This is a genomic window from Streptosporangium sp. NPDC002544 (genome assembly GCF_040295965.1).
Classification (GTDB): domain Bacteria; phylum Actinomycetota; class Actinomycetes; order Streptosporangiales; family Streptosporangiaceae; genus Streptosporangium.
On sequence record NZ_JBEOWJ010000048.1, the window covers coordinates 35906 to 60147 of the forward strand.

21 protein-coding genes and 1 riboswitch are annotated in these 24242 nt (G+C 70.4%); of the genes, 12 read left to right on the top strand and 9 right to left on the bottom strand.

Going from position 1 to position 24242, the window contains the following annotated elements:
• Nucleotides 1–260: 260 nt before the first annotated feature.
• Nucleotides 261–899 (bottom strand): SRPBCC family protein, encoded by a 639-nt coding sequence (locus ABT061_RS43700; RefSeq protein WP_350929484.1) that lies wholly within the window; start codon nt 897–899, stop codon nt 261–263.
• 302 nt (nt 900–1201) lie between these two features.
• Between ABT061_RS43700 and ABT061_RS43705 the strand changes: the two genes are divergently transcribed.
• The 7 genes from ABT061_RS43705 (at nt 1202) to ABT061_RS43735 (ending at nt 10059) form a co-directional block, all read left to right on the top strand.
• Nucleotides 1202–1645 (top strand): hypothetical protein, encoded by a 444-nt coding sequence (locus ABT061_RS43705; protein WP_350929487.1) that lies wholly within the window; start codon nt 1202–1204, stop codon nt 1643–1645.
• A 214-nt stretch (nt 1646–1859) separates the two neighbouring features.
• Nucleotides 1860–3965: a hydantoinase/oxoprolinase family protein gene (locus tag ABT061_RS43710; protein ID WP_350929489.1), complete on the top strand. Its 2106-nt coding sequence runs from the start codon at nt 1860–1862 to the stop codon at nt 3963–3965.
• Nucleotides 3943–5805 carry a hydantoinase B/oxoprolinase family protein gene (locus ABT061_RS43715; RefSeq protein ID WP_350929491.1) on the top strand — a complete coding sequence of 621 codons (1863 nt, stop codon included), beginning with the start codon at nt 3943–3945 and terminating at the stop codon, nt 5803–5805. Before ABT061_RS43710 ends, ABT061_RS43715 begins: the two co-directional genes overlap by 23 nt.
• A gap of 410 nt (nt 5806–6215) precedes the next feature.
• Nucleotides 6216–6419 (top strand): cold-shock protein, encoded by a 204-nt coding sequence (locus ABT061_RS43720; protein ID WP_350929493.1) that lies wholly within the window; start codon nt 6216–6218, stop codon nt 6417–6419.
• Nucleotides 6420–6534: 115 nt separating this feature from the next.
• On the top strand, nt 6535–7194 hold the full coding sequence (locus ABT061_RS43725) for a histidine phosphatase family protein (RefSeq protein WP_350929495.1): 660 nt from the start codon (nt 6535–6537) through the stop codon (nt 7192–7194).
• 179 nt (nt 7195–7373) lie between these two features.
• Nucleotides 7374–8531, top strand: a complete 1158-nt coding sequence (locus ABT061_RS43730; RefSeq protein WP_350929497.1) for a CaiB/BaiF CoA transferase family protein — start codon at nt 7374–7376, stop codon at nt 8529–8531.
• A 31-nt stretch (nt 8532–8562) separates the two neighbouring features.
• Complete coding sequence (locus ABT061_RS43735; protein WP_350929499.1) at nt 8563–10059, top strand: carboxyl transferase domain-containing protein; 1497 nt, start codon at nt 8563–8565, stop codon at nt 10057–10059.
• Between the two features lie 100 nt (nt 10060–10159).
• Here ABT061_RS43735 and ABT061_RS43740 read toward each other — a convergent pair whose 3' ends face one another.
• From ABT061_RS43740 to ABT061_RS43755, 4 genes are read right to left on the bottom strand one after another with little or no spacing between them, the layout of a single operon-like run.
• Entirely contained in the window at nt 10160–10591 is a 432-nt protein-coding gene (locus ABT061_RS43740; protein WP_350929501.1) for a hypothetical protein, read from the bottom strand.
• A complete protein-coding gene (locus ABT061_RS43745; RefSeq protein ID WP_245651881.1) occupies nt 10588–11049 on the bottom strand; it encodes a hypothetical protein in 462 nt (153 codons plus the stop codon). Before ABT061_RS43745 ends, ABT061_RS43740 begins: the two co-directional genes overlap by 4 nt.
• Nucleotides 11050–11059: 10 nt before the next feature.
• Nucleotides 11060–11854, bottom strand: coding sequence for a carbon-nitrogen hydrolase family protein (locus ABT061_RS43750; protein ID WP_350929503.1), 795 nt, complete (start codon nt 11852–11854; stop codon nt 11060–11062).
• Nucleotides 11851–12798 carry a DUF418 domain-containing protein gene (locus ABT061_RS43755; RefSeq protein ID WP_350929505.1) on the bottom strand — a complete coding sequence of 316 codons (948 nt, stop codon included), beginning with the start codon at nt 12796–12798 and terminating at the stop codon, nt 11851–11853. Before ABT061_RS43755 ends, ABT061_RS43750 begins: the two co-directional genes overlap by 4 nt.
• A 328-nt stretch (nt 12799–13126) precedes the next feature.
• Between ABT061_RS43755 and ABT061_RS43760 the strand changes: the two genes are divergently transcribed.
• Complete coding sequence (locus ABT061_RS43760) at nt 13127–13330, top strand: FitA-like ribbon-helix-helix domain-containing protein (RefSeq protein ID WP_350929508.1); 204 nt, start codon at nt 13127–13129, stop codon at nt 13328–13330.
• Entirely contained in the window at nt 13327–13710 is a 384-nt protein-coding gene (locus ABT061_RS43765) for a type II toxin-antitoxin system death-on-curing family toxin (RefSeq protein WP_350929510.1), read from the top strand. The genes ABT061_RS43760 and ABT061_RS43765 overlap by 4 nt, the downstream gene beginning before the upstream one ends.
• 90 nt (nt 13711–13800) lie before the next feature.
• On the opposite strand, the gene ABT061_RS43770 is transcribed toward ABT061_RS43765, so the two are convergent.
• From ABT061_RS43770 to ABT061_RS43780, 3 genes are all read right to left on the bottom strand, one after another.
• On the bottom strand, nt 13801–15093 hold the full coding sequence (locus tag ABT061_RS43770) for a serine hydrolase domain-containing protein (protein ID WP_350929512.1): 1293 nt from the start codon (nt 15091–15093) through the stop codon (nt 13801–13803).
• A 237-nt stretch (nt 15094–15330) separates the two neighbouring features.
• Nucleotides 15331–16176: an SWIM zinc finger family protein gene (locus ABT061_RS43775; RefSeq protein ID WP_350929514.1), complete on the bottom strand. Its 846-nt coding sequence runs from the start codon at nt 16174–16176 to the stop codon at nt 15331–15333.
• Between the two features lie 43 nt (nt 16177–16219).
• Nucleotides 16220–19348 carry a DEAD/DEAH box helicase gene (locus ABT061_RS43780; RefSeq protein ID WP_350929540.1) on the bottom strand — a complete coding sequence of 1043 codons (3129 nt, stop codon included), beginning with the start codon at nt 19346–19348 and terminating at the stop codon, nt 16220–16222.
• 209 nt (nt 19349–19557) lie between these two features.
• Between ABT061_RS43780 and ABT061_RS43785 the strand changes: the two genes are divergently transcribed.
• The 3 genes from ABT061_RS43785 to ABT061_RS43795 all read left to right on the top strand — a co-directional run bounded on the left by ABT061_RS43785 (nt 19558) and on the right by ABT061_RS43795 (nt 22486).
• On the top strand, nt 19558–20730 hold the full coding sequence (locus ABT061_RS43785) for a pyridoxal phosphate-dependent aminotransferase (RefSeq protein WP_350929516.1): 1173 nt from the start codon (nt 19558–19560) through the stop codon (nt 20728–20730).
• 42 nt (nt 20731–20772) lie between these two features.
• A riboswitch (ZMP/ZTP riboswitch) is annotated at nt 20773–20855 on the top strand.
• Nucleotides 20856–20869: 14 nt separating this feature from the next.
• The gene (locus ABT061_RS43790; RefSeq protein ID WP_350929518.1) at nt 20870–21784 is read left to right on the top strand and encodes a bifunctional 5,10-methylenetetrahydrofolate dehydrogenase/5,10-methenyltetrahydrofolate cyclohydrolase; all 915 of its coding nucleotides are present in this window, start codon (nt 20870–20872) and stop codon (nt 21782–21784) included.
• Between the two features lie 198 nt (nt 21785–21982).
• A complete protein-coding gene (locus ABT061_RS43795) occupies nt 21983–22486 on the top strand; it encodes a ricin-type beta-trefoil lectin domain protein (protein ID WP_350929520.1) in 504 nt (167 codons plus the stop codon).
• Nucleotides 22487–22591: 105 nt separating this feature from the next.
• On the opposite strand, the gene ABT061_RS43800 is transcribed toward ABT061_RS43795, so the two are convergent.
• Nucleotides 22592–24178 carry an MDR family MFS transporter gene (locus ABT061_RS43800; RefSeq protein ID WP_350929522.1) on the bottom strand — a complete coding sequence of 529 codons (1587 nt, stop codon included), beginning with the start codon at nt 24176–24178 and terminating at the stop codon, nt 22592–22594.
• Nucleotides 24179–24242 lie beyond the last annotated feature (64 nt).

A 24242-nucleotide genomic window follows, 5' to 3' on the forward strand; every position in this document is an offset into this window, starting at 1 on the left:
GCGCCAGCCTAGTACTTCTGACGCGGTCAGCGATCTCCACCCCTGGTGACCGGTTTGTCGCTTTCGTTGACCGTACGATCCCCGTGGTGCCGGGGAGTCGATGGGGCTCGCCCGGCGGGTGAGCCCCATCGGCCGGTGAGTGCGGACGAACGCCTCCCGGATGGAGTCGACAGATCCCGTCGAGGACGCCGTGGTCGGTCGGCGGTCGGTCGGCGCAAGGGCCGGACCCCATCGGGAGGCGTTCACCTACATCCTCACGATCAGAGCAGGCCGCTCTCGATCGCCGCCTTCAGGCCCGCCTGCGTCGCCTGGTGGGAGGAGACGCCGTTGGTCACGGTGAAGTCGATGAGCAGGATGCTCGCCTCGAAGGTGAGGTGCTCGGTGACCCGCGTCCGCCCGTCGCCCAGGTCGGTGAAGACGATCTTCTGGTGCGTGACGACGTTCGGCAGCGTCCAGGTGTCGGTCTCGTAGTAGAGGTCGTCGCGGTGGACGCGCTGCTGCGCATGCGTGTCGCTGGTGACCGGCAGCCCGGCGACCGGGATCTCCTCGACCGCGGTGAAGTTGACGTAGCGCGTTCCTGGCTCGTTCCAATCCGCGTGCGTGACGACCCGCTTCAGGAACGAGTGCATGCCCAGATGGTTGTTGATATTGGAGTAGGCGTCGAACACGTGCTGCACCGGGGCGTTGATCTCGATGGAGACATCACGCTTGACCTGCTTCCTTCCCGTTATCGGCAGGGGGGCGGTCAGGCACTCGTAGAACCTGTAGGTGTTCCAGGCGATCTGCCACTGGGCGGCGAGCAGCGGGTCGGTGTCGGCGCGGGCAGGGCTCGTGAAGGCGGTGAGGAGGAGGGCGGCGGCGGACAGCGGGGCCAGGAGAAGCCGGAAGAGCTTTGTCACGGATACCTCAAGAGAAGAGGGGGAGGTGATGAAAGTCTTCTACCGCATCCGATCATGGTTTCCACGTTCCGAACACAGATCGTGATCTTCATGTTTTGTAACGGTCCATCCTCGGACATCCGCCTGAAAGGTCATGGTCTGCGACCGAGGGCGAAAGACGGGAGGTACGAGGGGGTTTGGAGGGAAGATCTGCTGGTAGGAGTGGGTGGTCCCTGGCTGGCATAGCCTGACTGGGCTTGACTTGGCTTGACCGTGAAAAGCGTGGGAGATTCCCTTTGGCATATCGGAAAGTGGGAGAACCAGTGACGACCACCAACAAGACCGTTCCACCTCTCGGCAAGACCCCGGCCACCCTGACCTCCGGCCCCTCCGCGGAGACCGCGGAGATACCGGTGGCGCTCGCGGCGATGATGAGCGAGGACGAGGCCGTCGCCGCCCAGGCCGAGGCGGCTCGCTGGCGGTACGGGTTCTACGTCGTCATCGTGGGGCTCGTGGTCATCCTGATCGGCTTCGCGGTGATCACGCTGCGCGGGGGTGACACGACCGCGCCGTTCGCCGGGCTCGTCGGCGTCTCGGGTGCGATCATCGGCGCCTACTTCGGCGTGCAGATCGGCCAGTCCGGCAAGGACAGGGTCGAGGCCGAGCTGCGCCGTACGAACGAGATCGCCATCCGCCTCGCCGCCAAGGTCCACGCGCACGACGCCGACTCGGTGATCAACACCACCATGGGTCCCCGGCGCCGCTAGAACAGGCACCGCGGACCTCCAGCGGGGCCGGCCTCCGGACGACCTCCGGCAGGGCCGGCCTTTCGCGTCTCCGCGGCAGGGTCCGGCTCCTGCGGTCCCGGACGTCCACCGGTACTGACCCCTCCGCTCCCGCCAACACTGCCCAAGGATCGGCCGTAGCTTCGGCAGGGTCCGCCGATTTGCGGATTCGCCGGGACTGGGTAGACACGGGGGCATGCGCAGCGTCCGTATCGGGGTCGACACCGGGGGCACGTTCACAGACGTGGTCGCGGTGGACGAGCAGACCGGTGAGATCACCACGACCAAGACTCCCTCCACCCCCGCCAACCCGGCCGACGGGTTCATGGAGGGGGTATGGAAGGTCCTCAGAAAGGCGGCCGGGGCCGAGGAGGTGACCCTGGAAGCCGTGTCGGCGGTGGTGCACGGCACCACGGTCGCCACCAACCAACTCCTTGAGGACCGTATCGCCGACCTGGGCTTCGTCACCACCGAGGGCTTCGAGTTCATCCTGGAGATCGCCCGCCAGAGCGTGCCCGACGGCTACGGCAACTCCTACTTCTGGGTGAAGCCGCCCCGCATCGTCCCGGTGCACCGGGTCAGGACCGTCGGCGGGCGCCTGGACCACACCGGGGCCGAGGTGCGGCCGTTCGACGAGGAGCGGGCCGTCGAGGCGGCCCGGTGGTTCCGTGATCGCGGCATCACCGCGATCGGCGTCTGCTTCCTGCACTCGTACGCCAACCCCGCCCACGAACTGCGCATGCGGGAGGTCCTGGAACGGGAGCACCCGGATGCCGTCGTCTCGATCTCGTGCGACGTGCTGCGCGAGTACCGCGAGTACGAGCGCTCGGTCACCACGCTGGTCGACGCCGCGGTCAAACCGACGATGCGCCGCTATATCGCCAACCTGGCCGAACGGCTGGAGGCGGACGGCCAGGAGGGCGAGACGGGGGCCGCGCGTGCGGGCGAGGGCCTGCCGTTCTCCGTCATGAAGAGCAACGGCGGCGTGCTCTCCGCGGCCGAGGTGGTGCACCAGCCGATCACCACGGTGCTCTCCGGACCGGCCGCGGGCGCGCTCGGCGCCGCGCTGATCGCCGCCACCGCCGGGCACCCTTCGGTGATCACCCTGGACGGCGGCGGCACCTCCACCGACGTCGCGGTGGTCGTCGACGGGGAGCCGTCGCTGACCACCGAGGGCAGCATCGGCCGCTACCCCTGCAAGATCCCGATGATCGACATCGTGACCGTCGGCGCGGGCGGCGGCTCCATCGCGTGGATCTCCCCGGAGGGCACGCTGAAGGTCGGGCCCAAGTCCGCGGGGGCCGACCCGGGGCCGCTCTGCTACGGCCGGGGCGGCACCGAGGTCACCGTCACCGACGCGCACGTCTTCCTCGGCCGGGTTCCGGCGCACCTGCTCGGCGGGGAGATCCCGCTCGACGCCGACGCCGCCCGGCAGGGAATCGAGGCGCTCGCGGGCAAGATCGGACTGACTCCCGAACGGACCGCGGCGGGCATCCTGGAGATCAGCGCGTTCAACCAGTCGAACGCCATCCGCCAGATCACCGTCAAGCGCGGCCTGGACGTGCGCGACTTCCCCATGGTCGCCTTCGGCGGCTCGGGACCGCTACTGGTCTGCAGGCTCATCGACATCCTCGGCCTGCCCTCGGTGATCGTCCCGCCCGACCCCGGCAACGTCTCGGCGTTCGGGCTGCTCACCGTGGACGTCAAGAACGACTACGTGCGCACCTTCGTCACCCGCGACCTCTCGCTCGCGGCCGCCGCGGAGATCTTCGGTGAGCTGGAGGGACAGGCGGCCTCGGCCCTGGACCGCGAGGGCTTCGCCGGAGAGGCGCACGTCTACGCGCGAAGCGCCGACCTGCGCTACTACGGCCAGGCCTACGAGGTCAGGGTGATGGCCCCGGCCGGACCGCTGGACGAGGCGTGGCGGGCCGAGGTGCTGGACCGCTTCCACACCGAGCACCACAAGCTCTACGGGTACGGCTACCGTGACGACCCCCGGCACGGCGTCGAGTGGGTCAACCTCCGGGTCTCCGGTATCGGCCCGATCACCCGCCCCGCCATCGGACGCCGGCCGCACGGTACGAGCCGGCCCGAGCCGGTCGCCTTCCGCGAGGTCTGTTACGACGAGTGGGGCAGCACCCCGATCCACCGCCGCGCCGACCTGGCGGCCGGAGCGGAGATCAGCGGTCCCGCGGTCATCGAGGAGTACGGCTCCACCCTGCCGGTTCACCCCGGCTTCACCGCGACCATGGACGAGTTCGGAAACCTGGAGGTGCGCCGTGCAGCGAACGACAACGGCTGAATCGACGAGCGCGGCAGACCCGGTGCTGGTGGAGATCGTCGAGGGAACGCTCGCGTCCGTGGAGATGGAGGTCGAGACGGCCATCGCCCGTACCGCCCGCTCGCCCATGATCCGCGACGCGCACGACTTCCGCGCGGGCATCCACGACGTACGGCTGCGCAAGCTGACCGGCAGGTCCTACTCGGCGCTGGTCCAGCCGATCGTCAGGGACTTCCCGACCGCCGAGATGAAGCCCGGCGACGTGTTCTTCCACAACGACGTCTACCTGTCCGAGGGGGGCATCGGGCACCTGCCCGACCTGTGCGTGACGGTCCCGGTCTTCCACGGCGGGGAGGTCGTCGCCTTCGTGCAGGCGTTCGGCCACCACGACGACATCGGCGGGGGCGTGCCCGGCTCCATGCCGAGCAACGCGCGCAGCGTGTTCGAGGAGGGGCTGATGGTCCCGCCGATCAAGCTGTGGGACGAGGGCGTGCCCAACCGGGCGGCGCTCACCATCATGACCCGGAACTCACGGATGCCCGACTCGCTGGCCGGAGACCTGGACGCCGAGTGCTCGGCCTGCCTGATGGGCGCGCGGCGGCTGGGCGAGCTGTTCGACCGGTACGGGCGCGAGGCGGTCGAGGCGTGCTTCGACGCGATCATCTCCAACACCACCGAGACGTTCCGCAGGGAACTGCTGGCCAAGATCCCCGAGGGCACCCACGTGTGGGAGGACTACGCCGAGCACGACGGCGTGGACTCCCCCCGCCTGCACACCCAGCGGATGACCCTCACCGTCGACCATTCGGCCCAGGTGCCGCTGGTCATGGACTTCACCGGCACCTCGCCGCAGGCCAAGGGGCCGATCAACCACGCGGGCGACTACGCCGACGGGGTGTTCCTGAAGAAGTGGCTGGCGCCGATCCTGCGCAACCTGGCCGACACCCCCGAGCGGATGGCCGAGCTGGACGTCAACGAGGGCGTCGTGCCCCTCATCGAGATGCGGTTCCCGGAGAAGGGCACCCTGCTCACCCCGATCTTCCCGGCCCCCACCAACGCCCGTACCTTCGTGATCCTGCGCCTGCTGGGCGTGCTGGCCGGGGTGCTGGCCAAGGCGACCGGCGGCCGGATGCCCGCCGACCAGGAGACCATCCGCTACACCGGCGTCTACGGCGACGGCCTCGACGGCACCCCGTACCTGATGCGCGAGGTCCTCGGCGGCGGTTCGGGCGGCCGGTGGTACGCGGACGGGGAGGACACCATCCACGTGGTGCCCGACTCGCGCAACATCCCGGTCGAGTTCGCCGAGTCCCGCTGGCCCTTCCGGGTCGAGCGGCTCGGCCTGGCCCGCGACTCCGGCGGCCCCGGCCTCTACCGGGGCGGTCTCGGCTACGACAAACACCTGCGGATGCTCCGCGACGCCTCGTTCATGTCCATCGCCGACCGCTCGATCCTGTCCTGCTGGGGGGTGAACGGCGGCCGGGCCGGAAAACCCTTCGTCGTGGAGATCGACGGGACGGAGATGGAGGGCCTGGTGGACGACTCGCCGGTCCGCGCGGGCGAGATCATCCGGGTCCGCACCACCGGCGGTGGCGGCTGGGGTTCTCCGCTGGACCGCGACCCCGCCCTGGTGGCCGCCGACGTCCGCGACGGCAAGGTCTCGGCCGACGGCGCCCGCGACGACTACGGGGTCATCCTGTCCGGCTCGCAGGACGATCCCCAGGTGGACGCCGAGGCGACCGAGATCCGCCGCGCGGAACTCCGCGCCCTGGTCACCGACGACGCGCCCTTCTTCGACCGGGGCCCTGGCTTCCCCTCCCTGTCGGGCGGCCTGCCGCACGCGGAGGTGGACTTCAGGTAGCCGAGCGGGTGTCCTCCTCGGGTACCGCCCGCATCGGCGTTCCGCGCCGAGAGCCCCGGCGGAGGGTCACCCCCGGCCTCGCCTCACGGTCCGTATCAGGTCGCTCGGGAGATGAGAGACACCCCGCCACGACGGCCGTGAGGACCACGGCCGGCCCGTCCTGGCGATCGGCTTTCCCCTCCCCCGGCAGCACGCCGGAGGAGGGGCCCGGCGAGTTCGTGTGCCGGGTCGTGGTGGTGCTAAACTATGGGTAGTTGCGGTTGTGGTACCCATGAAACTCTGTGTGCACCTGAAGGTCATCCGTCAGGTGCATTTTTGTTTTCCCGGTCATCTCCGGATGGGCTCATCGCGGCGACGCGGGATCCGCGCGGTGCGGATTCCGGCTCTGCCCCCTATCGAAGGAGAAGGTTATGGCTACGGGAACCGTGAAGTGGTTCAACTCGGAAAAGGGCTTCGGCTTCATCGAGCAGGACGGCGGCGGCGCCGACGTCTTCGCTCACTACTCCAACATCGCCGCCCAGGGCTACCGTGAGCTGCAGGAGGGCCAGAAGGTCTCCTTCGACGTCACGCAGGGCCAGAAGGGCCCGCAGGCCGAGAACATCGTTCCGGTCTGACGTAGCACCAGCACGGCAAGGGCCGGGGCCCGCATCCTTCGAAGGGTGCGGGCCCCGGCTCGTTCCGTGCCCGGCGCTCCTTGCCCGCTGAGCGAGAAGGCGTTTTCATGAGGGAATGCCGCTGACGATCACTGTGGTACGACATGGTCAGAGCGAGTCCAACGTGGCCTTCGAGGAGGCCTTCCGCGCGGGCCGGGCGGTCGTCCTGGAACGCCCGGACTCCGAGGCCGAGCTGACCCCGCTCGGCAGGGAGCAGGCCACCGAGCTGGGGCGGCACCTGGCGGCAGGGGATCCGCCGGAACTCGTGCTGTGCTCGCCGTACCGCAGGACCGTGCAGACCTGGGAGCTGGTCGCCGCCGAGCTGGGTGTGAACCCCGAGATCCGGCTGGAGCCGAGGCTCAGGGACCATGACATGGGACGTTGGTCGGGGATGAACCTGCTCGCGCTCAGGGAGAGGTTTCCCGGTGAGTCGGAGAACCTGGTGGCACGCCTGTACGGCGGCTTCCGGCCCCCGGAGGGGGAGAGTTTCCCCGATGTCGCCGGTCGGATACGCGAGGTGGTCGAGGAACTGCGTGCCGGGCACGCCGGGCGCCGGGTTCTCGTCGTCGCGCACGACTCGGTCGTGCTGATGTTCAAGCACGTGATCGAGGATGTCCCGATCGACTCCGTCGAGGCGTTCGGCCCGGTCGGCAACGCCTCGGTCTCGGTGTGGCGCGGAACCAGGCCCGAGGTCTTCAACGAGGTGGGCCACCTGCTGGGGACACGGCCGCGGTAATGCTCCGCTCCGGCCGGAGTTTTCCTGATGATCTCACCCCGCGCGTCCCGCCGGGTACTGGTATGGGGGATCATGGGATTCCCTCATCCGGGTATCGTGCCAGTCTCATGGCAAGCGGGCCGGGAACGGAGGAAGCGCTCCTCCGGCCGGGTCCGGCCGCCACGCATCGGAGGTTGATCTTGCAGGGAGCACTCGGCGACATCGTCGTTCTCGATCTCTCTCGTGCGCTCGCGGGTCCGCACGCCACGCAGATGCTCGGCGATCTGGGTGCTCGGGTGATCAAGGTGGAACATCCCGGGGGAGGTGACGAGTCCCGGGGCTGGGGCCCACCGTTCGTAGGCCCTGATGGTGATATTTCTACTTATTTCCTGGCGGCCAACCGGAACAAACAGTCGATCACCCTCGACCTCAAGTCCGCCGAGGGCAAGGCGCTGATCGAGCGCCTGGTGCGGCAGAGCGATGTGCTGGTGGAGAACTTCCGTACCGGCGTCCTGGACCGGCTGGGCTTCCCCGTCGAGCGGTTGCACGAGCTCAACCCCCGCCTGGTCATCCTGTCGATCACCGGCTTCGGCCATGACGGCCCGGAGGGCGGCAGGCCGGGGTACGACCAGATCGCGCAGGGCGAGGCCGGGCTGATGAGCCTGACCGGCCCGTCCGCCGACGAGCCGTACCGGGTGGGCGCCTCGATCGCGGACCTGCTCGGCGGCATCCACGGCGCCTACGGCGTGCTGGCCGCGCTGTACGAGCGGGAGCGGACCGGGCGGGGCAAGGTCGTGCGGACCTCGCTGCTGGCCGCGGTGACCGGGGTGCACTCCTACCACGGCACGGCCTGGACCGTCGGCGGCCAGGTGCCCGTCGCCAACGGTAACCACCACGCCTCCATCGCCCCGTACGGGGCCTTCCACTGCGCCGACGGCATGATCCAGATCGCGGTGGCGAACGACACGCAGTGGCGCAAGGTCGCCACCCTGCTGGAGATAGATCCAGATATCGCGAAATATGCCACGAACAGGGAAAGGTTTGCGCATCGGGACGAGCTGATCGCGGACATGGAGCGGAGGCTCACCAAGCACGACAGGGCGCACTGGCTGGCCGCGCTCGGCGAGGCCGGGGTGCCCGCCGGGGCGATCAGGTCCATCGACGAGGTCTACGCCTGGGAGCAGACCCGTTCCCAGGGGCTGGTCGTCGAGGTCGACCACCCCGTGCTCGGCACCATCGAGCTGCCGGGACCGCCGCTCCGCTTCGACGGCGACCTTCCCATGCGCCATACCGCCCCGCCCGCCCTCGGCGAGCACAACGACGAGGTCCTCGCCTGGCTGGAGGAACGTGAACGATGACAGGAAGGCGGATCCCCCGCGGAGCGCGGATATGACCCCGGCGCGGCCCGACGCGCGGACCCTGATCGACACCTTCCTCGATCCCGGTACCTGGCTCTCGTGGGACGAGCCGCCCGCCGACCCCTCCCCGACCAACCCGGGATACGCCGAGGAGCTGGCCGCGATCCGGGCCAGGACGGGATACGACGAGGCGGTGGTCTCCGGGGAGGGCCTGCTCGACGGGCGCCGGGTGGCGATCGTCGCGTGCGAGTTCTCCTTCCTGGCCGGCTCGATCGGGGTGGCCGCCGCCGAGCGGCTCACCGCCGCGATCGAGCGGGCCACCGCCGAGCGGCTCCCGCTGCTGGCGGCCCCCGCCTCGGGCGGCACCCGGATGCAGGAGGGCGCGATGGCCTTCGTCCAGATGGTGAAGGTCACCGCCGCCGTGGCCGCGCACCGCGCCGCGGGCCTGCCGTACGTCGTCTACCTGCGCCATCCCACCACCGGTGGCGTCTTCGCCTCCTGGGGCTCGCTGGGGCACGTCACCGCGGCCGAGCCGGGCGCGCTGATCGGGTTCCTGGGGCCGAGGGTGTTCGAGGCGCTGCACGGCTACCCGTTTCCCGAGGGTGTTCAGGTCGCCGAGAACCTCTTCGCCCACGGCCTGGTCGACGCCGTGGTGTCGGCCGAGGACGCCCGGCGGGTCGCCATCCGGGTGCTCGCCGTGCTGTGCGCCCCCCGTGAGGGGCTGGATCCGGGTCCCGAGCCGGACGAGTGGATCCCGGTGGTCCAGGCGTGGGACGCGATCAGCCGCTCCCGCCGCGACGACCGCCCCGGCGTGCGGGCACTGCTCAAGCTCGGAGCCTCCGAGGCCACCTCGCTCAACGGCACCGGTGAGGGCGAGCACGATCCCGGGCTGATCCTCGCCCTGGCCAGGTTCGGCGAGGTCCCCGCGGTCGTGCTCGGCCAGGACCGGCGGCACCAGCGGATCGACGCCCCGCTCGGCCCGGCCGGGCTCCGGGTCGCCAGGAGGGGGATGCGCCTGGCCTCCGAGCTGGGGTTGCCACTGGTCACCGTGATCGACACCGCCGGGGCCGCGCTCTCCAGGGCGGCGGAGGAGGGCGGCCTGGCCGCCGAGATCGCCCGCTCCGTGGCCGACCTGGTGATGCTCGACGCCCCGACCGTCTGCCTGCTGCTGGGGGAGGGCGCGGGCGGCGCCGCCCTCGCGCTGCTCCCCGCCGACCGGGTGCTCTGTGCCCAGCACGGCTGGCTGTCGCCGCTCTCCCCGGAGGGAGCGTCGGCGCTGCTGTACCGGAGTGTCGACTTCGCCCCGGAGATCGCCGAGGCCCAGGGGGTGAGATCCACGGACCTGCGCCGGGACGGCCTCGTCGACCGGATCATCCCGGAGTTCCCCGACGCCGCCTACGAGCCGGAGGCGTTCTGCCGCCGGGTCTCGCGGGCACTGGAGTACGAGATCGCGACCCTGCTGGGGCAGCCCCCCGCGGACCGCCTCGCCGCCAGGCTCTCCCGCTACCGCCGGCTCGGCGTGGGCTGAGCGGGCGGCGGCGGCGGGACGGCGGCGGGTCTCCACCCCGGCCGCGCGTCGTGGCAGGTCACCTGGGAGCCCTCAGGCGGGATGTCAGGCGCGAGGGGGGTCACGGCTCCGAGAGCACCGGGGTGAGCGGGACCGGCAGGCGCTCGATCCGTACGGAGAAGACCTCGTCGCGGGGGACGACCACCTCGTACGCCCCGTGGTCGACCATCCAGTAGCCCAGGGCCTCGGCCTTCACCCCGCTGTGCCCGGTGTAGGCGATGTGCAGGCTCTCCTCACCGTTCTCCTCGGAGACGTCAAGGACCAGGCAGGGCTCACCGCCGAACGCGCCGACGGTGCGGACCAGCACCAGCCAGTCGAGGTCCTCGCGCGCGACGACCAGCCGCCAGTAGCCGGAGGCCGCCTCGAAGCCCGGCCGGGCCTCCTCGTTGAACAGCACCACCTCGGTGGTACCCGGGCCGAGGGCGGCGGCGTACGTCCGGCCGGAGTAGTGGGCGGCGAACCCCGAGGCCACCGGCTCGATCTCGGCGCTCATGAGGCGGGCCGCCAGCTCAGGCCGTCGTAGCGGCCGAAGAGGCGCTCCTCGCCGTCGGTCACGTGGATGATCTCGGCCCCGGCGGGGATCGGCATGGGCGTGGTGTGGAACTGCGGCACGACGTGATCCCGCGAGGTGGTGAAGCCGTTCCCGGCGAAGGGCGGTGAATCGTTCCAGTCACCGCCCATGTGCGGGCCGTACGGCACGACGTAGGCGTCCATGTCGCGGGCGTACCAGCGCATCAGATAGATCTCCGGGACGGTGGCGGTCAGCTCCGAGCCGTCGAACCCCAGGTCGAGACCGGCGAAGAGCTGAGCGGGGGTGGTCAGCCGCGCGCAGTCCTGAACCCGGTATACGTATCCGGAGATCACGGTGCGTCTGCCGGCCAGATAGGGCACGAGCAGCCGAGGAGGTATGACCTTCTGCATCTGCGTTCTACGCCCAGGTGGATCACTCACGGTCGGCATTTTACGATCCACCGGCCCGGAGTCGCCGGTGTTCCAGGCACGGCAGGGCATTCCGGGTGGCAATCGTGATCTGGGAGTCGAATTCGCATATCTGTACGCCGGGTTCGGGGCCCATATCGGTGCGTACCACCCCCATCGGGTCGACCAGCATGCTCCGTCCGATCCCGAAGTTGTCGCGGGCCTCCGGATTCGGCGCCTGGCCCACGGCCGCGACCCAGGTGGTGTTCTCGATCGCCCGGGCCCTGACGAGGGTGGTCCAGTGCTCCTCCTTCATCGGCCCGGAACCCCACGCGGCGATCACCGCGAACAACTCGGCCCCGGCGTCCACCAGGGCTCTGGTCAGCTCGGGGAAGCGGATGTCATAGCAGGTGACCAGGCCCACCCGGAGCCCGGCCAGCTCCACCACGACCGGCGTGTCGCCCGGCGCGACCAGCTCGGATTCGCGGGCGCCGAAGGAGTCGAACAGGTGGATCTTCCGGTAGGCCGCCTCGATCGAGCCGGTGGGGCCGATGGCGACCGCGGTGTTGTGGACCCGGTGATCACCGGGCTCGAACACCCCCGCGATCACCGAAAGGCCGTGCTCCCGTGCGGCTTCGGCCAGCCCGGTGACGAACGGTCCGTCCAGCGGCTGGGCGAGGTCGGTGATTCTCCTGCCGTACCGGGTGAGCGTGGCCTCCGGGAAGATCGCCAGCTCGGCGCCGCCCGCGGCGGCCTCGCCGAGGGCCGTGCGGGCACGATCGAGGTTGGCGGCGGGGTCTTCCGAGACCGGGATCTGGCAGAGGGCGATGCGCGTCACGGGTGTGACCCTATCCGTCGGTTCGGCACTCGTTCCATCCACGTGAGGCTCCGCCACGCCCATTCCAGCGGTCCGTACCTGAATCTGGCCAGCCACGCCCGGCTGAACAGTACCTGAAACACCAGGACGGCGACCGAGAGCGCCACACCGGCCAGCCGGGTCGCATCCGAGGTGAGCAGTGGCAGGAAGAGCAGGATGATCGGTGTGCTCATCAGGTAGTTGGTCAGCGCCATCCGGCCGAGCGGCGCCAGAGCCGCCAGCAGCGGGTCACGCAGCCGGGTCCGCAGCAGAAGCAGCAACCCGGTGCAGTAGGCCGTGGCGGCGGCGAGCCCGGCGGCCGGGTAGACGGCCCGGTTGAAGAGGACGGGGTCGCCCGCGATGCGTACCCAGAGCCAGGTGAGCGCCACGCCCAGCACCACGCTCGCCGCGAACGCGAACGGCAGCAGCCACTCGGGCGGCGGCCGCTGCATCATGGCCATGCCCAGCACGAACAGCCCGGGGATGAGGATCACCCCGCCGCCCTGGTGTACCGCCCAGGCGGTGAGGGCGACGCCCAGCAGTACCACCGCGGGCTGCGGGAAGAACGAGGCGGGCAGCAGGATCAGCGCCCCGAAGATCGCGTACGGCAGGAGCACCTCGCCGGGGTTGACGATCTGGTGGAGCGCGCCCAGCGCCGCGAGCACCGCCAGCCTGCGCAGCAGCACGGCCCGGGGGCTCTCGGTCCGCTCGGCCGCCGACTGGAGGAAGAGGACGAAACTCAGCCCGAACAGGAACGAGAAGATCGGATAGAACCTGCTCTGCAGCAGGTTGTCGATCACCCAGTCGACCGCGTTCTGGCCTGGGTTCCTCAGGTGGTCGCGGGTGTGCTGCCAGGTGTTGACCAGCATGATCCCGCACACCGCGAAGCCGCGGAGCGCGTCGAGCTCGTGGAATCGTCGGGTCACAGGAAATAGACGTATCACCCCATAATCAACTATGCATAGATGATCTCCCCCGTAAGCCCTCTCGGAGGTGTGGCGATCGCCGCCCGCGCGAACCCGCGAGCGGGACATCACCCCGGTACCGCGACGCCATCGCGGGGTTCTCGGCCGGTTCGGCTCCCCCGGGTGACCCCGGTCGGGCGGTGATCCCGGTCCGCTGACCGGCTGTACCGGGGATGTGAAGTCCTTGCCGGATGTCGTCCGGTAAAACGAGCCGCCACTCTGGGTAACGACTTATATCCTCTCGGTTGTGGTATCGCTGTGATACCGGATTCGCCGTACGGTGGGAGGCATGGCTATGACATTGCGGCTCTCCGACGAGCAGACCGAAGCCCTCCGGCGACGCGCGGAGCGAGAGGGGCGGAGCATGCAGCAGGTCGCGTTGCATGCCATCGACGACTATCTCGCCAGAGTCGCCGACGACGACCTCACCGAGGATCTCGCTGCGCGAGGGGCCGAGCGTTTTGCCGATCTCCTGAGAAGGCTTGGCGAGTGACGCTGTTCATCACCTTGGAGCAGGGGCTACGGATCGCACGAAGGGCTGTTGGCGCGCCGATCCAGGTGCGTGACCTGGGTCTTCTGGAAGCGGCACTGTTCCGTCCTCGGACATCGGTGTTCGGGCAGGACGCCTACCCGGACCTGTTCACCAAGGCTGCGGCGCTGTTTCATTCGATCATTTCCAGCCATCCGTTCGTCGACGGCAATAAGCGGGCGGCTTGGCTCACGATGTATGTCTTCTGTGCCAAGAACGGTGCCATGATCGAGCCCGCCGATGAGGACGAGGCGTATGACTTTGTCATCGCCGTCGCCTCGGGCAAGCTCACCGAGGTCGATGAGATCGCCGACGTGCTCCGGAGCTTCGCCGTGACCGTTTGAGGCGGACCCACCCCGTCGCCGGCCGGTGGCGCCCCGTTGGGCGGGGAGGGGCCGGGCGCGCCCAACCGCCGTCCCCGCCTCGGGAGGTCGCTACCTCTTGACGCGCACCTGGTCGGCCTGGAAGGGCGTCCAGGTGCCGATGCCCCTGGCGGAGGGAGTCGCCGGGCCGCACAGGGCCTGGAGCAGGTGGCCGCCCATCGCGTAGTCGATCGGATGCGGCACGACCCGGCCCCCGTCGATCTCGTTGTACTTCGTCAGGTTGACGCCGATGGAGAGCCGGCGGCCGCCGTCCTCGCGGGCCAGGGCGTAGGTGACCATCCCGAACACGCCGCCGCTGTGTCCCCAGACCCGCCCGCAGGGCGTGTCCTCGTTGTAGACGCCGAGGCCGTAGTTCATCACGACGTTGCCCAGCCCGTCGGTGACCGGGACCGTGGTCTTCATCTGGGCGAGCTCGGCGGGCCGCAGGAGCTTCCCGTCCAGCAGCAGGCGGTAGAACCGGTTGAGGTCGTCCATGGTCGACACCAGCGCCCCGGCCATGCCGAACCAGGACGGGTTGTAGACGCTGTAGTCACGCGGCGGATCGATCAGCCCGTAGAAGGACTCGTACGCCTTGGAATGCGGACCGAGGATGAACGGGGTGCGCGGGAAGTACGTCCCGCGGAGCCCTGCCTTGCGGATCACGTGGTCGGTGACGTACCGCTCGGGATCGGTGCGGGTGACCTTCCGCAGCAGCAGTCCGGCGATCACGTAGTTGGTGTTGGAGTAGGCCCAGGACCGCCCCGGCTCGTTCGTGGGCGGGGACTCCAGGCCGATCCTCGCCAGTTCTTCCGGCTGGGCCGTGCGGAGCCGGTTGTCGTCCACGCTCTGCGTCGATCCCACGAGCAGCGAGGGGAAGGCCCCGGCAATGTAGTCGGCGATGCCGCTGGTGTGGTTCAGCAGCATCCGTACGGTGACCTGCCTGCCCCGTTCGCCAGGGATGAGGTCGGGGAGATAACGTGCGATCGGCGCGTCCAGCTCGATCCGGCCCTTCTCGACCTGCTGGAGAATCGCCACGGCGGTGAACGTCTTGGTGATGCTCCCGACCCGGTGCGGCATCTCCGGCCTGACCGGACGTCCGGTGTCCACGTCGGCCACTCCGGCGGCGCCGCTCCACCGCGCGGGCCCGTTGCGTACGTCGGAGTAGACGCCGTACATCCCCGCGTCCCTGATCGCGTCGAGGGTCTGCCGGAGGGCCCGATGGTCAAGACCCGCCCCGGTCGCGGCAGGCGAGGGGTCTGCCGTTGCGGCGACGGCGGGTGCGGGGAGCACGGTGACGCACGCCAGAAGTAGCCCGAGCCCGGAGATCGCCTGCCGTCGAAGGGAGCTTCCTGCGCGTGTTCTCATCAACAACCACCGCTTTCAGGACGGGATCACGATGAAATGATCTTCGCAATCATTTCGTGATGTGCCAATTCCCTCACAGGTAAGGCGCCGGCCGCCTGCCGGAAGGAAGGGGGTGTGCGCGAAGAGGCGGGGACGCGGCAGGCGGCAGGCGGTGTCATCGGCCGTGGCCGAACGCCTGGAAGGTCCTCCAGGTGACAACGAGGAGGCTCGTCGGCTCGCCGAATGATCGGCGCCGGGTCAGGTGTCGTCGGTGAAGGCTCGGTAGGCGGGGCGGAGGAGGTCCAGGATGGGGATGTGCCGGGCCTTGATCTGTGGCGGGTCGAGGGTGCGCAGTAGCAGGTCGGGTGGGGGGACGGGGAGGCCGGTACGGTCGCGGAGCCGGGCCGGGGAGACGCTCGGCTCGTAGAAGGCGGTCAGCCGGTCGGTGAACGGCGCGTCGTCCACGTCGAACAGTCCGGGTCTGTGCTCGCCGGAGCCGGAGCCGGGCGCGGTGGTGCCGCCCGCCTCGCGGAGGGCGTCGAGCAGGGCGTCCCTGGCGATGCCCCGCCAGGCCAGCACCAGGAACGGGTCGTCGTCGAACCTCTCGGCCAGCACGTACAGCACGGCGGACAGGTGTTTGCAGGGGAAGCCCCAGTCGGGACACGAGCAGGTCATGTCCAGGTCGCCGGTGTCGGGGAAGAGCGGCAGGCGGCAGGCGCGGAAGGCGTCCTCGATCTCCGGCGGCATCTCGCCGGCGAGCAGCTTGGCCCGGTAGAGGGCCTGGGCGGCCAGCGCGTCGGTGAGCTTACGCCACTGGTCCGCCCGGTAGGAGGTGATCTGGATCTCGACCCGGTACGGGGTGCGCCGAGACCCCTGGACCCGGGCCGTGACCAGCCCCGGCCCGAGCTCTGCGTCGAGGACCTGGCCGGAGCGGGCGTACGAGCGGCCCCGGCCGAGCCTGCCCGGGTCGCAGACGTCTTCGAGGATGTCGATGAACCGGCGCGACCACCACCGCTCGCCGATCGAGCCCCGCTTGCTACGGACCCGGATGCCGCCCTCGACCCGGATCGGCACGGACGGCTCGAACCAGCCGCTCCTGCTCATGACGCCTCCTCGCGGACCCATACCGAAAACGCGCCGCGCCCGCTCATGAGACGGCCTCCGCTCCAAGACGGAACAGCTCGTGTAGCCGGTCGGTGGACAGGCCGGTGATCCAGTCCTCGCCGGTGCCGACGACGCTCTCGGCGAGCGCCTGCTTGCGCTCGATCATCTCGTCGATTCTCTCCTCCAGGGTGCCGACGCAGATGAACTTCCTGACCTGCACGTTCCTGGTCTGGCCGATCCGGAACGCCCGGTCGGTCGCCTGGTTCTCCACGGCGGGATTCCACCACCGGTCCACGTGGATGACATGGTTGGCCGCGGTCAGGTTGAGCCCGGTGCCCGCCGCCTTGAGCGAGAGCAGGAAGAGCATCGGTTCGTCGTCGTCCTGGAACCGCTCCACCAGCGCGTCCCGCTGTCTCTTCGGCAGCCCGCCGTGCAGCCAGAGCACCGGGCGGTCCAGGTGCGCCGAGAGGTACGGCTGGAGCAGCGTGCCGAACTCGGCGTACTGGGTGAAGACCAGAGCCTTGTCGCCCTCGCCGACGATCTCCTCCGCCAGCTCCTCCAGCCGGGCCAGCTTCCCCGACCGGCCGGACAGCCGCGAGTTGTCCTTGAGCAGGTGCGCCGGATGGTTGCAGACCTGCTTGAGCTTCAGCATGGTCGCGAGCACGTTGCCGCGCCGCTCGATGCCCTCGCTGCCGGCGATCCTGTCCATCATGTCGGTGACCACCGCCTGGTAGAGGGTGGCCTGTTCGGAGGTGAGGGTGCACCAGACCTTCATCTCCATCTTGTCCGGCAGGTCGGAGATGATGGTCTTGTCGGTCTTGAGGCGCCGGAGTACGAACGGCCCGGTGGCGCGCCGGAGCGCGGCGGTCGCGGTGGCGTCGCCGTCCCGCTCGATCGGCTCCTGGTAGCGCTCCCGGAACGCCCTGGCCGAACCGAGCAGGCCGGGGTTGCAGAACTCCATCAGGGACCAGAGTTCGGCCAGGTGGTTCTCGACCGGCGTGCCGGTCAGCGCGAACCTGCTCCTGGCCGGCAGCGCCCGTACGGCCTGTGCCTGCCTGGCGGCGCTGTTCTTGATGGCCTGCGCCTCGTCGCAGACGACCCTGGCCCAGGAGAGGCCGGCCAGCGTCTCACGGTCCCGCAGGGCGGTGCCGTACGTGGTGAGGACCAGGTCCGCCCGCTCCACCCGCCGGGCGAGTTCCGCCCCGCGCAGCCTGGTGGTGCCGTGGTGCAGGTAGACCTCCAGCGAGGGGGCGAACCTGGCGGCCTCCTTCTGCCAGTTGCTGAGCAGCGACATCGGGCAGACCAGCAGGGTCGGCCCCGGCCGCACGCCCGTCGCACGCTCGTTGAGCAGCAGGGAGAGGGTCTGCGCGGTCTTTCCCAGGCCCATGTCGTCGGCGAGGATGCCGCCGAGCCCGATCTCGGACATGAAGCTGAGCCAGGACAGCCCGCGCTCCTGGTACGGCCTGAGCACGCCGTGGAAGTCGGCCGGAGTCGTGATCGGCACGAGGCGGCGGTCGGCCTCGCCGGACAGCAGGTCGCCGAGGAGACCGTCGGCGTCCACCCCGACGACCGGCAGTTCCTCGTCACCGCCGTGGATGACCTCCTGGATCACCTCGCCGACGGTCATCTCACCCGATCGGCGCCGCTCGACGGCTCTGAGCGCGGCGGTGAGCTGCCGGTCGTCCAGCTCGACCCAGCGGCCCCGCACCCGGACCAGCGGCACCTTGAGCCTGGCCAGCTCGGCCAGCTCCTCCTCGCTGATCGTCTCGTCGCCGATCGCCAGGTCCATCCGGAAGTCCACCAGCTGGTGCAGCCCGAAACCCTGGTCGGCCGCCGCGCCAGGACCGGTCGGCTGCGAGCGGGCGGTGAGCTTGAGGCCGAGCCTCGTGGTGCCGGCCCAGGCGGGCAGTTGCACGCCGAACCCGGCGGCCTGCAGGAGCGGGGCGGCCTGGCGGAGAAACGCGAACGCGCCGGCCGTGTCGAGGACCAGCTCGGAAGGACGGCGATCGCGTAGCGCCTCTCCCACCCTGGGGTAAAGGCGTGCCGCCCGGCCGAGCCCGGCGAGCAGCGCCTCGTCGGGACGCCCCGGCAGGCCGGGGACGGTCTCACCGGCCCAGATGAGCGGCGCGGGAAGGTAGAGGCTCAGGTCGTCCGAGGACTGGAGGGCGAACTCCAACCGCCAGCGGGAGCCGTCGGGGGGCGGTGCCGGACGGCCGCCGTACTCCGCGACGAGGTCGCGGGCGGGCTCGGGCTCCGGGCCGCTCTCGGGCTCGGTCAGCCGGAAGCACACCCTGACCGGGCCGTCGAGCCGGTGCGCGGAGTCGAACCACTCGCGGAGCGGCCCGGCCAGCTTCTCCGCCGAGGTCCGGGTCAGCCCGGGAAGCGCGGCGTCCGCACCGGTGAGGGCGACCATCCAGCGGTCCGGGAGGGGAGCGCGCGGTCCCGGCCGGTGCCCGCCGAGCAGGCGGTCGGGGAGCGCCCGCCGTACCGCGGCGTCGGTGAGGCAGGCCACGGCCTCGATCAGCACGTGGGCCGAGGGCCGCTCCTCGACGACGGCCCGGCAGACGGGCGGCATCGCGGCGGCCAGCTCACGGAAGCGGGCCGCGTAGGGACCGGTCAGCACGGGACGCCACCGGGCCGCGTAGCCCGCGTCCTCGGCGACGAGCTGTGGCAGCACCCGGCCCCGGCGGATCAGATCACGGGCGTACGCCGCGACGACGGCGAGATAGCGCAGGGAGGCGCCGGGGACCGGTGTCCGGTCCGCTCCGTCGGGGAACTCGTCGGGCTCGTACCTCTCCGCCGGCAGACGGGTCATCTCGTCCACGGCGTCGAGCAGGCTCAGTGCCGCGCCGGGCTCGATCAGCAGGGCGGGCACCCGCCAGCGGCCGATCTTTGGCTGCCGCGCGCCGATCTCGATCCCGGACTCGGCGGAGGGCAGCGGGCTCCGCGCGGAGCCGGGCAGCAGCAGGACGAGCTCTTCGGGGACGGCCTTGCCCACGGCCGCCGCCGCGATCTCTCCCCAGAGCGGCACCCCGCCCGCCAGGCCCGTCGCCGGGGCCGCGAACGGATGCGGCCGGACCTTCGCCCGAGAGGCGCTCCCGGCGGAACCGTCCGCATCCTCCCCCCACAGCGCCAGCCTGTCACCGACCCAGGCCCCATGGATGACCAGCACCGCCAAGCCCCCTCCTCGCGCCACGAAAGACCGTAACAGCTGTGGCGCGGCGCCTGGCCCTCGTCCGCGGAGCGCCAGGCGGCCGGTGCCCGTCTCGCGCACCGACGACTCCGGCGGTATGCGAGGTGAAGTGATCGGTTGATCCGCGCCGGCGCCGTACCCGCACGGTCGCGGACGAGTGATCCGGGGCGCCGATTACGCTGGGGCGCGTGGACGATCCTCTGGTGACACGGATGCGCGGGTTCGGCACGACCATCTTCGCCGAGATGTCGGCGCTGGCCCTGCGGACGGGTTCGATCAATCTGGGGCAGGGCTTTCCCGACACCGACGGGCCCGCGGCGATGCTGGAGCGTGCGGTGTCGGCGATCCGCGAGGGCGCCAACCAGTACCCGCCGGGGCCGGGCGTGCCCGAGCTGCGCCAGGCCGTCTGTGAGCACCACAAGGACCACTACGGCCTCTCCTTCGACCCCGACGGCGAGATCCTCGTCACCGTCGGCGCCACCGAGGCCGTCGCGGCGGCGATCCTGGCGCTCTGCGAGCCAGGGGACGAGGTGATCGCGTTCGAACCGTACTACGACTCCTACGCCGCCTCCGTCGCCCTCGCCGGAGCGGTGCTCCGCCCGGTCACCCTGCGCCCCGTCGAGGGCCGCTTCACCTTCGACCCCGCCGAGCTGCGCGCCGCGGTCGGACCGCGCACCCGCGTCGTCCTGGTCAACTCCCCGCACAATCCCACCGGCACGGTCCTCACCCGTGCCGAGCTGAACGAGATCGCCCTGCTCTGCCAGGAGCGCGATCTGATCGCCGTCACCGACGAGGTCTACGAGCACCTCACCTTCGACGGCGTCGAGCACGTCCCGCTGGCCACCCTGCCCGGCATGCGGGAGCGGACCGTGATGATCTCCTCGGCCGGCAAGACCTTCTCGGTCACCGGCTGGAAGACCGGTTGGATCTGCGGCCCGGCCGAGTTCGTCAGGGCCGCGCAGACCGTCAAGCAGTTCCTCACCTTCACCGCCGCCGCGCCCTGGCAGCTCGCCGTCGCCCACGGCCTCCGCCACGAGCTGGACTGGGTCTCCCGTCTCCGGGCCGACCTGGAGTCCAAGCGCGACCGGCTGGCGGCGGGGCTGGCCGCGGCGGGCTTCGAGGTCTACCGCCCCGCGGGCACCTATTTCGTGCAGACCGACATCCGCCCCCTCGGCTTCACCGACGGCCTCGCCCTGGCCCGGGAACTGCCGTCCCTGGCGGGCGTGGTCGCCGTCCCCACCCAGGTCTTCTACGCCCGCCCCGAGCGGGGCAGCCACTTCGTCCGCTTCGCCTTCTGCAAGAGGGACGAGGTCATCGATGAGGCGGTGAGCCGCCTGGCCCGGCTCGGCACCCCCTCCTGACGGGTGGGGCGGTTCGACCTGGAGGATGCCGATCGGGCATCCTGAGAGTGACGCGACTGGCGGCAAGGGGATGGCATCAACCATCGGGGAGCTCGTCGTGGGAGTCGACCGCCTGGGCGCCCACGTCGAGAGGAGACGCATGTCCCAGCCCGTTCGAAACGGCTCAGACGGTTCGGAGTCCGAGAGCGCGCGGTCCGCCCGGCTGCTTCCCGGTGGCCCGGTCGCGCAGAGCATCCTCGCCGACGTGGCCGCGCGGGCGGCCGCGCTGACCCGCGGGGGCGTCACCCCCAGCCTGGCGACGGTTCTCGTCGGCGACGACGACGCCAGCGCCGGATACATCCGGATCAAGCAGCGGCAGGCCGCCGAGCTCGGGTTCGCCTCGCCGCACGAGCACCTGCCCGCGAGCGCCACCCAGGCGGACCTGCACGCGGTCATCACCGCGTTCAACGACGACCCGGCGGTGCACGGGCTGCTCGTGCAGCACCCCGTCCCCAGGCACCTCGACTACGACCGGGCCCTGCAGGTCATGGATCCCGACAAGGACGTCGACGGCATGCACCCGCTCAACATCGGGCGGCTGGCGCTGGAGCTTCCCGGTCCGCTGCCGTGCACGCCAGCGGGGATCGAGGCGCTGCTCGCCTACTACGACATCCCGGTCGCCGGTCGGGAGGTGGTCATCCTCGGGCGCGGGGCCACGCTCGGGCGGCCCCTGTCGATCCTCCTCGCGCAGAAGCGCCCGACGGCGAACGCCGCCGTCACCGTGGTGCACACCGGGGTGAGCGACTGGCCCCGCTACACGCGCCGTGCCGACATCCTCGTCGCCGCCGCGGGTGTGCCGGGCATCATCCGGCCCGAGCACGTCAAGCCCGGTGCCGTCGTCATCGGCGGCGGCGTGCGCTACGAGGGCAGGCGCCTGCTGCCCGACGTCGACGAGTCCTGCGCCCAGGTGGCCGGGGCCATCACCCCCAGGGTCGGCGGGGTCGGGCCCACCACCGTCGCGATGCTGTTCCGCAACGCGATCACCGCGGCCGAGCGCGCGACGGCCTCCAGCTGAGTTCCCCGGTGGCCTCCCCCCTGGGGAGGCCACCGGGTGGCCGCGTCCCGCGAAACGCCGGCCGGTCGTGTCGCCGCCCCGAAACCGATCTCCCTGCGTGTACGTTCTGCTGCGGAGAGTAGTCATCGGGGGCGGGGGTCTTCCGATGGTGCACGTCGCTCTCCAGTCCCGTAACCCGCAGGAAGGAGAGCATCGACGATGCGACGGAGATTCAGGGTGCTGGCGTCGGCGGCGGCGGTCGCACTCGGTTGCGCGGGGTTCGTCCCCGGTGCGGTGGCCGCATCGAGTTCGGCGTCCGCCGCCTGGGGTCCCATCCGCAGTCACCAGAACTGGCGCTGCCTGGACGCCGATCTGGGCACCATCGGCCCGAACGGCACCAAGGTGCAGCTGTGGGGATGCAATGGCTGGGACAACCAGTCCTGGAGTTATGACGTGTCCAGCCACACGATCCACAGCAAGGAGAACGGGCGCTGCCTGGACGCGGACCTGGGAACCATCAGCGCGAACGGCACCAAGGTGCAGCTCTGGGACTGCAACGGCTGGGCCAACCAGAAGTGGATCTACGACGCGACGAGCCACACGATCTACAGCATGTACAACGGGCGCTGCCTGGACGCCGATCTGGGCACCATCGGCTCGAACGGGACCAAGGTGCAGCTGTGGAACTGCAACGGCTGGGCCAACCAGAAGTGGACGCTCTGACCGCCGTCACTCTCGGGCGGCGGGACCGTATCCTGTCCTCCCGCGCGCCGGAGCCCGGGGCCGGTGGAGAGTGGGCCGGCCCCGGGCGGTGTAGGGGGAGGTTCGCTATCTGCCGACGGTGACCGGCGGGGCGGTCGGACCGGCGGCGGTGGGCGGGGTGGCGGACCGGGCCGAGCGCAGCGGGATCTCCTTGATCATCAGGACGGTCACCGCGGCGAGGACGGCGATCGGGACGCCGACCAGGAAGACCGCGCTCATCGCCCGGGTGAAGGCCTCCAGGATGATCTCCAGGACCGGTGCGGGGAGCTTGTGGATGGCCTCGGGGGAGCCGAGGCTGGGGGCCGTGCCGCCGCTGAGCGGCAGCTTCGCGGCCTTCGCCAGGGAGATCAGCTCCGCGGTGAGGCGGTTGGCCAGGATCGCGCCGAAGGCGGCGACACCCACCGCGCTGCCCAGGGAGCGGAAGAACGACACGCCGGAGGTCGTCGAGGCGAGGTCCGCCCTGGACACCGCGTTCTGTGCGGCCAGGATCAGGATCTGCATGGTGGCGCCGAGCCCGATGCCGAGCACCGCGTTGTCGACGCCGACGAGCAGCAGTGAGCTGTCGACGTGCAGGCGCGACAGGAGGAACAGGCCGACCCCGACCAGCAGCATGCCCACCGCGGGGAAGATCTTCCACCGGCCGGTTCTGCTGACGAACCTGCCGACCGCGATCGAGGAGACGAGCAGGGCGAGCACCAGGGGAAGGGTCATCAGGCCGGAGCCGGTGGGGCTCATACCCTTGACGATCTGCAGGTACTGGGGCAGGAACATCAGCGCGCCGAACATCGCCGCGCCGACCAGCAGGGAGGCGACGGAGGTGAGCACGAAGGTGCGGTTGCGGAACAGGTGCGGGGGCAGGATCGGGTCGGCCGCCCTGCGCTCGGCGACGACGGCCAGGCCGAACATCACCAGGCTGAGCGCGCCCAGGCCGTAGGTCCATGAGGAGTTCCAGCCGAACTCCTTGCCGCCGAGGGAGAGCAGCAGCATCAGCGCGGTGGTGCCGCCGGTGATGAAGGTCGCACCCCACCAGTCGACCTTGGTGTCGCGGCGGGTGAAGGGCAGCTTCAGCACCTTCTGGATGACGACGAACGCGACCACGGCCAGCGGCACGCAGATCCAGAACGTCCAGCGCCAGGACATGTTGTCCACGATGAACCCGCCGAGCAGCGGGCCGGCCACCGTCGAGACGCCGAAGACCGCGCCGATGTAGCCGGAGTAGCGGCCGCGCTCGCGGGGCTCCACCACGTCGCCGAGGATGATCTGCGGGAGCGCGGCGAGACCGCCGGCGCCGATGCCCTGCACCGCTCTGGCGGCGATGAGCTGGCCCATGTCCTGGGAGAACCCGGCGGCGACGGAGGACACCGCGAAGACGACCAGGGCGACCTGGAACATGAGCTTGCGGCCGTAGAGGTCGGAGACCTTGCCCCAGATCGGGGTGGAGGCGGTCATGGTCAGCAGGGTCGCGCTGGCCACCCATGCGAGCTGGTCCTGGCCGCCGAGCGTGCCGACGATCGTCGGCAACGCGGTTCCCACCACGGACGTCGAGATCATCGACGTCAGCATGGCGAGCATCAGTCCGGCCAGGATCTCCAGCACCTGTCTGTGGGTGAAACTCGGTGCGGCCTCGGCCTGGATCTGTTGTTCGGTCGGCATGAACCGTCCCCCAATGCATGTAGAGTACATATTAAGTTAGTAGACGCTTGTTTACTCGTCAAAT